Source organism: Gemmatimonadales bacterium, assembly GCA_019637315.1.
Classification (GTDB): domain Bacteria; phylum Gemmatimonadota; class Gemmatimonadetes; order Gemmatimonadales; family GWC2-71-9; genus SHZU01.
Map to the genome: position 1 here is coordinate 295054 of JAHBVU010000003.1, position 9299 is coordinate 304352.

At 66.4% G+C, this 9299-nt stretch carries 9 protein-coding genes; 5 read left to right on the top strand and 4 right to left on the bottom strand.

The window, feature by feature from the left end; translation table 11 throughout:
* Nucleotides 1-8 precede the first annotated feature (8 nt).
* From KF785_04910 to KF785_04920, 3 genes are all read right to left on the bottom strand, one after another.
* Nucleotides 9-650, bottom strand: coding sequence for a winged helix-turn-helix transcriptional regulator (locus KF785_04910; protein MBX3146087.1), 642 nt, complete (start codon nt 648-650; stop codon nt 9-11).
* 156 nt (nt 651-806) lie between these two features.
* Nucleotides 807-1280 carry a hypothetical protein gene (locus KF785_04915; protein ID MBX3146088.1) on the bottom strand — a complete coding sequence of 158 codons (474 nt, stop codon included), beginning with the start codon at nt 1278-1280 and terminating at the stop codon, nt 807-809.
* Nucleotides 1277-1786, bottom strand: coding sequence for a hypothetical protein (locus tag KF785_04920; protein ID MBX3146089.1), 510 nt, complete (start codon nt 1784-1786; stop codon nt 1277-1279). Before KF785_04920 ends, KF785_04915 begins: the two co-directional genes overlap by 4 nt.
* Before the next feature lie 212 nt (nt 1787-1998).
* On the opposite strand from KF785_04920, the gene KF785_04925 reads away from it, so the two are divergent.
* The 5 genes from KF785_04925 (at nt 1999) to gltS (KF785_04945) (ending at nt 7602) form a co-directional block, all read left to right on the top strand.
* The gene (locus KF785_04925) at nt 1999-4116 is read left to right on the top strand and encodes an Ig-like domain-containing protein (GenBank protein ID MBX3146090.1); all 2118 of its coding nucleotides are present in this window, start codon (nt 1999-2001) and stop codon (nt 4114-4116) included.
* Between the two features lie 282 nt (nt 4117-4398).
* A complete protein-coding gene (locus KF785_04930) occupies nt 4399-4611 on the top strand; it encodes a cold-shock protein (protein ID MBX3146091.1) in 213 nt (70 codons plus the stop codon).
* 90 nt (nt 4612-4701) lie between these two features.
* The gene (gene rpsU / locus KF785_04935; protein MBX3146092.1) at nt 4702-4890 is read left to right on the top strand and encodes a 30S ribosomal protein S21; all 189 of its coding nucleotides are present in this window, start codon (nt 4702-4704) and stop codon (nt 4888-4890) included.
* Between the two features lie 204 nt (nt 4891-5094).
* A complete protein-coding gene (gene gltS, locus KF785_04940; protein MBX3146093.1) occupies nt 5095-6339 on the top strand; it encodes a sodium/glutamate symporter in 1245 nt (414 codons plus the stop codon).
* A gap of 27 nt (nt 6340-6366) precedes the next feature.
* Nucleotides 6367-7602 carry a sodium/glutamate symporter gene (gltS, locus tag KF785_04945; GenBank protein ID MBX3146094.1) on the top strand — a complete coding sequence of 412 codons (1236 nt, stop codon included), beginning with the start codon at nt 6367-6369 and terminating at the stop codon, nt 7600-7602.
* 116 nt (nt 7603-7718) lie between these two features.
* Here the strand turns inward: gltS (KF785_04945) and KF785_04950 are convergent.
* Nucleotides 7719-9299: DNA-directed RNA polymerase subunit beta' (locus KF785_04950; protein ID MBX3146095.1), on the bottom strand; the 1581-nt coding region annotated here is incomplete at its 5' end.

Genomic DNA, 9299 nt, shown 5'->3' on the forward strand with positions numbered 1-9299 from the left:
AAACTGGGTCAGCGGCGTGGTCGCCGAGTCCGGCGGGGTCCGGTCGCATCGCCCTCGATAGCAGGTTCGACCGATGTCTCGGTCCCCTCGCCTGGGAACAGTGCCAGCGCCAGCCGGAAGCCACCGGACCCCGCCGCCCGGTGACGGCGGGCAAAGTCATCCAGCCAGGCGGGGAGCTCGCGGGTCAGTGCCTCGAACCCGGCCGGCGTGATGCGCAGCATGCGGTTCTGCAGCAGCACGCCACGACTGGCCACTCCCGGATCGACGCGTCCGGTGCGCAGCCCCTCGACCAGCGACTCGAACCCGCCGACCAGGACGGTCCGGGCCAGCTCCTCGAAGCTCGCACTCGTCGCTCCCGCCGCAGCGTCGTTGCCAAAAAGGTCATCGGCCAGCACATAGCGCCGGGCACTGGCGCGAAAGATCCGCTCTTCCATGCCGCGCCGCGGAACCCGGCGGACCACGTCGATCAGGCCAGCCTCGAGCAGCAGGTCGAGATGGTGATAGACCCGCGTCACCGGTACGCCAACCAGCCGGGCCAGGTCGAGCGCGGCTCGCTCCTGGGGCACCAGGGCCTCGACGATCCGGAGCCGGAGCGGATCGGCCAGGGCCCGGACCTGCTCGACACTGCGCAACGCCAGTCGGGGCTTCACAGCAACGCCTCAAGTTATTTTCAGGTAAATGTCAATATTCAAGATAATATGAAATGATCACCATACACCAGCCCCCCTGCCGGGCGCAGGCGCACCTGCCTGTCGTTTCACGACACCTTGCGCGAGGGTGAGAAGGGGCGTCGGGCGCGCCCTCTCTCAGGAGGAACGGATGGTCCTCTTCGCCTGCATCCAGGCGCCGCCGACGATCAGCAGCGCCACCAGGCCAACCAGCAGGACCCGGATCCAGCGCGCCACGAAGCCCTGGAGTTCACCGGGGCTCGCGATCTGTTTGACAGCGGGGCCGTCAACCCAGAGCGAGACCAGGGCGAGGATCAGGAGACCGGCCACGACCGCAAATCCGGTTCGAGCCAAACGGGCCGGCCGCGCCTGCCCCGCCAGCTGCGCGACGCCGAGAATCAGCAGCAGCCCCAGGCTCATGGCCGAGACGCGCCCGACCAGCAGCGCCGCCGTCTGAAACCGCCAGATGGCCTGCCCGGGATCAAAGCCGGCGATCCCGACCAGCACCTGGGTCAGCTGATCAATCAGGATCAGCACTCCACCGAAGTAAGCCACCGGAACGATCGGCTCGAGGATACCCCGAAACTCGGCCTGGTGCGCATTGGTGCTCATTGATCCGTCCCGGTAATCAGGACCGGCCCGCTGCGCCGTTCAGCTTGCTTGGCCCGGCTCGACGACCGCCATCCGGCAATACCGGCCCAGAAGCAAAAAACCACCGAGATGAGTACCATCACGGCGGCACGCGATGCCGCCAGCAGGAAGGACTCCATGCCCTCGGGTCGAACGGTCCGGCGAATCTCGAGCACGTCGAGGGAGAAGATGGCCACGCCGCCGAGAAAGAGCAGCCCGAACACCAGGTGAATGACTGACCAGACCCGGACGAAGCCTCGATGGCCGAGGCCAAGGGCGGCCACGAGGAGCAGGGCGTCTACCAGGATCAGCACGGTGGCGCGTCCGGTGGCCAGACCAAAGGCCCCGAAACGCCAATGCACCTCGCCCGCCCGGAAGGGATAGAGCCCGATCGTCAGCTCGGCCAGCTGGTCGACGATGACGAGCCCGGCCGCGGCATAGAGCGTCCAGAACACAAACCGCGCAGGCACCGATGTCGCTTCGCTCATCTCACTCGGACCTCAATAAAGACCATGGTTGTCCGGATCGAACGATGCGGACATTCGGACTTGGCCCTGCATCCCTCGTGCCGATCCGCTCGAGCCGCTGCCGTAATGTGGCCCACGGCACCCGCGCGGTTCAAGGACATGCTTCTCCCGGAGGCCCGGTTCATGGGCGTACGGCTGTACATTCCCACTATCTCCGACCGATACTCCGGGGAATGCGCACCTCACACCGTCTCGCCATTATGGCTCTGATTGCGACCGGCGCAGCCTGCGGGGGCGAGCCCTCGGCCGGGCCGCGCACGCCGTCCCGGATCACCCCGGTGTCCGGAGCGGTCCTGACCGGCACGGTTGGCGCTTCCCTGCCCGGGGTCCGATTCGTCGTGGCTGACGCACAGGGCCCGCTGCCGGGGGTTCGGGTTACCTTCGGTGTCAGCGACAGCCGTGGGTTTGCGTCGCCCGGGGAGGCCACCTCGGATTCGTCCGGCGTGGTTGCCACCACCTGGACTCTGGGTGGAGACATCGGGCAGCAGACGCTCACGGCCACGGTCGCGAATGTCACGCCGGCAACGGTCAATGCGCAGGTCACGATCGGCCCGCTCACCACGCTCAATGCCACCACCACGGCAAACCAGTTCGTGGTCATCGGGGGCACCGTCGCCAGCCCGCCGGCGATCCGGGCAACCGATGCGTTCGGCAACCCGATTGCCGGGCAGGCAATCGTCTTTGCCGATCCGACCGGCCGGTCGACCCTCGTCGGGGCGACGGCAACGACCGACGCGGATGGGCGCGCCGGGGTGGCCGCCTGGACCGTGGGTACCGCACCCGGAGCGTACTCCGTCGTGGCCTCGGCCGGTCCGTCGGTCGCTGCCGGGTTCTCGGCGTTTGCGCACCCTGCCGTGATCCAGATCGCGGGCGGCAACAACCAAACCGCCAACGCCGGCACCCAGCTCGACCTCCCCCCCGCGGTGCAAGCGCTTGGTCCGCAGAATGAGCCGGTGGCCGGAGTCGTCGTGACCTTTGCGGTCACCGGCGGCGGCGGCCGCCTGCTTGGCACGACGACGGCGCTGACCGGAGTCGACGGGGTGGCCCGCGGCGCCAACTGGATCCTCGGCGACGTGCCCGGCACCAACACGGCGACCGCACTGGTCAACGGCCTGCCGTTGCTCGAATTTACCGCCACGGGGGTCTCGGCCATCCCGACCGAGCTCGTTGCCGCCGCCCCGACCGCGTTCTCGGGCCTCGAAGGCAACTACGGGTCGATCCGTCCGGCCGTCCGACTCCTCGACGCGGCCGGCAAGCCGGTTGCCGGCCGGACCGTTGTCTTCTCGGCCACAGGGGGAGGCACGCTCGTTGGCACCAACGCCACCACCGACTTCAACGGCGAGGCTCGACTGCGAAGCTGGCGGTACGGGTCAGGTCCGCAGACGGTGGCGGCCACCGCTCCCGGCCTTCCGCCGGTCGTCTTCGCTGCGGCGACCGCTCCGGTACCAGCCTCCGGATACTCGATCACGGTCCGGTTCCTCGGCGCCACTCCGACGGCTGGACAGCAGGCCGCCTTCGAGCGCGCGGCAGCGAGGTGGAGCTCAATTCTCCTGGGCGACCTCGAGCCGGTGCCGTTCACGCCCGACGACAACATGAACAGCTGCGGCGGACAACCCCTCGACGAGACGATCGACGACCTGCTCATCTTTGCGCGAATTCAACGGATCGACGGTCCCGGCGGCATTCTGGGTCAGGCCCGACCCTGCTACGTACGCACCGGCAGCTTCCACACCATCGTTGGCTATATGGAGTTCGACGCCGACGATGCGGTAGCGCTCGAGACGTCAGGCAACTTCGACAACGTGGTGCTGCACGAGATGGGGCATGTGATTGGGATTGGCAGCCTGTGGAGCTTTCAGGGCCTGGCTGCCGACCTGACCACCGGCGACCCCTACTTTGTCGGTCCGTCCGCGCAGATGGCCTTTGCGGCTGCGCTGACAACCTATCTCGGACAGGCCGTGCCGATCGAGAACACCGGCGGGGCGGGAACCCGGGGCGGGCACTGGCGTGAAAGCGTCCTGGCCAACGAGTTGATGACAGGATTTCTCAACACCGGGGTCAATCCCCTGTCGGCCATTACGACGGCATCGCTCCGGGATCAGGGCTACCTGGTATCCGACGCTGCGGCCGACCCGTTTTCGCTGAATGCGGCCATTCGCGCCCTCAATACCCCGGCCTTCGAGCTGCACACCGCGATCGAGCCCGTCATCCTGCGCAGTAAGGACCGGAATGGGGTGGTCCGGGTAGTGCCGACCGGGCGCGGACCGGTTCGGAGCGGATCGAGCCGCTGACCCCAGGCCCTGGGTACCGCAGGGGTTGCGCGCTGGGAAGGCATTGGGTAGTTTCTGAAGGCTAAAAACCTTCGGTCAAGTAAGACAGAAGGACGGTTCCGTGGCGATGATTAAGGGGCTGGCTCCATAGTCAGCCCCTCAGTTTTTCGTGATAGCCTCCGACCCCTGGTGGTCGGCAGAGGAACCAGACCCTTACGTGAGGGGAAGTCATCACGAGCACGTAGTCGGCGGGCACGGTTGATCCGGACTCCGATTACAATCTTACAGGGAGTTTGGAGCAACATGCGTACTACCGGCACTGTGAAGTGGTTCAACGAGACGAAGGGCTTCGGGTTCATCACCCCCGAGAACGGTCAGAAGGACTGCTTCGTGCACCACTCGGCCATCAAGGCCGATGGGTTCCGGACCCTCACCGAGGGTGAGCGGGTCGAGTTCGACATCGTGCAGGGCCAGAAGGGCCCGGCGGCGGAGAACGTCGTCCGGATCGGCAGCTGACCAGGTCGTTCTGATCAGCTAAGGAGTGACGGTCGGTTCGTCACCTGACGAACCGACCGTTCGTTTCATTGCGAGGTCGAGGAGCAATACATGATCGAAGTCACGTTGGCCGAGACCGACGGCATCGAGTGGGCCATCAAGGTCTTCAAGCGGAAGGTCCAGAAGTCCGGGATCCTCAAAGAGCTCCGGCAGAAGCGGCATTACCTCAAGCCGAGCGTTGCCCGCCAGCTCAAGTCGCAGGCGGCCCGTCGGCGCGCCCGCACTCGGCGCACCAAGTAGTACCTGCGTTACCCGTCGGCGGCTAATCGCAGCCGCAGGCGTCACTGCGTCACCCTCCCTACCGGGTGACGCTGAGCTGGCGGGGATTGGATCCCGGAAAGCTGCCGGCCCTTCCTCACCGCACTGCCGCGACCTCGCCGCGCGCCGGCAAGCCGTTCTGCTCCGATCGCGCCGAACCTCGCTGCCCCCAGCCGGAGCCCACCAATGCCGACCCTCGCTCTGGACCTGATCCAAACCGTCGCTCTCGCCGTTGCAGTGCTGTTCGCCGGCTACGGGTTGCGACGCCGGATAGCGGTCCTCGATCGGTTCAACATTCCAGCGCCAGTCATTGGCGGGTTCCTCTTTGCCGCGCTGGCCCTGACGCTCCGGCAAACTGGCCTCCTGGCCTTCGAGTTCGATACGACGCTGCAGTCGCCCTTCATGATCGCGTTCTTTACCACCATCGGCCTGGGAGCCAGCTTTGGCCTGCTCCGGGTGGGTGGGCCGCAGGTGCTGCTCTTCTGGGGCCTGGCCACCCTCCTGGTGGTGCTGCAGAACGGGGTCGGCTTGCTGCTGGCAGGCGCCCTGGGGCTCGATCCGCTGGTCGGCATGATCTCCGGATCGGTGACCATGACTGGAGGCCACGGCACCGGAGCTGCGTTCGGGCAGATGTTCGAGGAGCAGTATCAGGTTCCCGGAGGACTGACCCTGGCCTTAGCGGCTGCGACGTTCGGTCTCGTCAGCGGCGGGCTCCTGGGCGGACCGATTGCCACGCGGCTGATTCAGCGCGGTCGCCTGACGAGCCGGGGCTCGGGTTTGGCGGCCAGCGTCGTGCCGAGACTGGATCACGCCGCTCAGCCCTCAGCGCAGGCAGACCAGGAGGCGGCGCCGGCCGACGGTGCCGATTCCGCGTCGGCCTACGGCATTCTCCATGGGCTCGCGATCATCCTGGTTGCCATGGCGCTGGGGGGATTATTGAGCGGATGGCTGGGCCGCTTCATCACGCTGCCGGCCTATATCGGGGCCATGATCGTGGCCGCCACCGTGCGGAACCTGGACGACCGCTTCCGGTTCCTCCGCATCGAGCAGCGGACGGTTGATGGCCTGGGCACCGTGGCCCTGTCGCTCTTCCTGACGATGGCGCTGATGTCGCTGCGGCTCTGGGAGCTGCTCGACCTGGCGATTCCGATGCTCATCATCCTCGCGGTTCAGGTGGCCCTGGTTGCGATCTTTGCGTATGCCGTAATCTTTCGGTTGATGGGCCGGGACTTCGACGCCGCCGTGATGGCCGGCGGCATTTGCGGCTTCGGACTGGGCGCCACGCCGAACGCGGTCGCCAACATGCGGGCCATCGTGGAGCGTTACGGCCCGGCCCCCCGCGCCTTTCTGGTGGTCCCAATGGTCGGCGCCTTTTTCATCGACTTCACGAATGCGCTCGTCATCACCACATTTATAAACTTCGTGCGGTAGTCCCTCGCCCACCCAAGGGAAGGCCGAATGCCAACAGTACGTCTGGACCTGATCGAGACCGTTGCGGTTGCAGCGGTCCTTCTCTTTGTCGGGTACGCCCTCGTCCGCCGGGTCTGGTTCCTCAACCGCTTCAACATCCCCGCCCCGGTCGTCGGGGGGTTCGTCTTCGCCGCAGCGGCGCTCGTGCTGCGACAGACCGGGGTACTGGCGTTCGAGTTCAACACCACACTGCAGTCGCCGTTCATGATCGCGTTCTTTACGACGATCGGCCTGGGCGCCAGCTTCGGCCTCCTCAGGATCGGCGGGCCGCAGGTGCTCATCTTCTGGGGCCTGGCGACCCTGCTTGCCGCGCTGCAGAACGGCGTGGGACTCGGCCTGGCTGCGGTGCTCGGCGTCGATCCGCTGATCGGCCTGATCTCGGGTTCTGTCACCATGACCGGCGGACACGGCACCGGGGCAGCGTTCGGCAAGCTGTTCGAGGAGCAGTATCAGGTTCCCGGGGCGGTGACGCTGGCTCTGGCTGCCGCCACCTTCGGGCTCGTCAGCGGGGGTCTGCTCGGTGGCCCGATTGCGACCCGCCTGGTTCGCCGCGACGCCCTCTCGAGTTCGGGGTCGACGGCGCGCCGCTCGGTGACGGTCGAGGTCGAGGTGACCGAGTCCGCCGACGCAGAGCCGCTGCCGGACGCCGCGTCGGACGAGTCTGCCTCGGCCTACCGCATTCTCCATGGGCTCGCCATCATCCTGGTTGCGATGGCGCTGGGCGGGCTGCTGAGCGCCTGGCTGGGCCGCTTCATTACCCTGCCAGCCTACATCGGCGCCATGATCGTGGCCGCCGTGATCCGAAATCTCGACGATCGTCTGGGCTTTCTCCGGATGGACCAGCGCACGGTCGAGGATCTGGGCACCGTGGCCCTGTCGCTTTTCCTGACCATGGCGCTGATGTCGCTGCGGCTGTGGGAGCTGCTCGAGCTCGCAGTTCCGATGCTCGTCATCCTGGCTGCGCAGGTGATGCTGGTGGCCGGCTTCGCATACTACGTGACGTATCGGGTCATGGGGCGTGACTTCGAGGCGGCCGTCATGTCGGGCGGGCATTGCGGCTTCGGCTTGGGCGCCACCCCGAACGCCGTCGCCAACATGCGCGCCATCGTCGAGCGGTATGGCCCGGCACCCCGGGCCTTCCTCGTGGTGCCGATGGTCGGCGCCTTCTTTATCGACTTCACGAACGCACTGATCATTACGGCCTTCGTCAACCTGGTCCGCTGAACCCACCTCGCTGGCGGTCTTCGCGAGAGTCCGGACGCGAGACGGCGAGAACGAGAACAAAGAAAGGGCCGGGAATGGTCCCGGCCCTTTCCGTTGTCCCACTGGCCATCGAACGGCTACACCGCTTCGACTTCCTCAACAACCGGAGGAGTCGGCACCGGCTCGCTTTCGGGAGCCGGCGGCGGCGGTTCGAAGCCCGGGGGCGACTGCACGTCGAGGTCGACGTACCGGTAGTGACCGGTGCCCGCGGGGATCAGGTGTCCGATGATGATGTTCTCCTTCAAGCCGCGCAGATCGTCTTTGGCGCCGCGAATGGCGGCGTCGGTCAGCACTCGAGTCGTCTCCTGGAAGGAGGCGGCCGAGACGAACGACTGCGTGGTCAAGCTGGCCTTGGTAATGCCGAGCAGGAGCGGCTCGGCCGTTGCCGGGGTCAGCTTGCGGCGGATGACTCGCTCGTTTTCCTCACGGAAGCTGAGTTTGTCGACCGCTTCGGCCTCGAGGAACGAGGTGTCGCCCGGATCGGTGATGCGCACCTTCTGAAGCATCTGCTTGACGATGACACCGCAGTGCTTGTCGGCGATACGCACGCCCTGGAGCCGGTAGACTTCCTGAATCTCGTTGAGCAGGTACTCCTGCACCGCGCGCGGACCCTTGATGAGCAGGATCTCGTGCGGATTGACCGGCCCTTCCGTGAGGCGGTCGCCCGCGCGGACGCGGTCGCCTTCATGGACGCGAAGGTGCTTGCCGGCAGGCACTTCGTAGACCTGCGGCGGCTCCTTCTCATCGATGACCTTGTCCGCCGTCATCGGATAGACGAAGATCTCACGCTTGCCGCGCTTGATCTCGCCGAACTTGACGATGCCGTCGATTTCCGACATCGTGGCCGGATCCTTCGGACGGCGCGCTTCGAACAGCTCCGCCACCCGCGGCAGACCGCCGGTGATGTCGCGCGTCTTGGCGCCTTCGGTCGAGATACGCGCCAGCACGTCGCCGGCCTTCACATGGGCGCCCGGCTCGACCGAGAGAATCGAGTCGACCGAGAGCTGGTAACGGGCGTCCCCACCACGCGCCAGCTTGATCACCTTGCCGTCCTTGCCCTTGATCACGACCGAGGGACGCAGGTCGACCTGGTTCTTGCCCGAGCCCGTGCGCCACTCGGTGACGACGCGCTTGGCGATGCCGGTGGCCTCGTCGACCGTTTCCGACAACGACTGGCCGTCGACCATGTCCTCGAAGCCGATCTCGCCCTCGACCTCGGTGAGGACCGGACGGCTGTAAGGATCCCACTCGGCGATCCGCTGGCCGCGCTTGATCTTGTCGCCATCGGCGACCTTCAGGCGCGCGCCATACGGGATGCGGTGATGGGCGCGCTCGGTGCCGTCGGCATCGAGCACGGAGACCACCATGTTGCGCACCATCGCGACGGTCTCGTTCTCCGAATTCTTCGCGGAATTGCCCTTGAAGCGGACAGTGCCGTCGAAGTTCGATTCGATGAACGATTGCTCGTTGATCTGCGCCGCGCCGCCGATGTGGAACGTACGCATGGTGAGCTGCGTGCCCGGCTCGCCGATCGACTGCGCGGCGATGACGCCCACCGCTTCGCCCATATTGACCGGAGTGCCGCGGGCGAGATCGCGCCCGTAGCAAGAACCGCACACGCCGTTGGTCGATTCGCAGGTGAGCACCGAACGGATGCG

Bases quoted from the DNA above. Each gene is read 5' to 3' on its own strand.
- KF785_04915 (MBX3146088.1), bottom strand. From the start codon at position 1,280: ATGAGCACCAATGCGCACCAGGCCGAGTTTCGGGGTATCCTCGAGCCG.
- KF785_04920 (MBX3146089.1), bottom strand. From the start codon at position 1,786: ATGAGCGAAGCGACATCGGTGCCTGCGCGGTTTGTGTTCTGGACGCTC.
- KF785_04925 (MBX3146090.1), top strand. From the start codon at position 1,999: ATGCGCACCTCACACCGTCTCGCCATTATGGCTCTGATTGCGACCGGC.
- KF785_04930 (MBX3146091.1), top strand. From the start codon at position 4,399: ATGCGTACTACCGGCACTGTGAAGTGGTTCAACGAGACGAAGGGCTTC.
- rpsU (MBX3146092.1), top strand. From the start codon at position 4,702: ATGATCGAAGTCACGTTGGCCGAGACCGACGGCATCGAGTGGGCCATC.
- gltS (MBX3146093.1), top strand. From the start codon at position 5,095: ATGCCGACCCTCGCTCTGGACCTGATCCAAACCGTCGCTCTCGCCGTT.
- gltS (MBX3146094.1), top strand. From the start codon at position 6,367: ATGCCAACAGTACGTCTGGACCTGATCGAGACCGTTGCGGTTGCAGCG.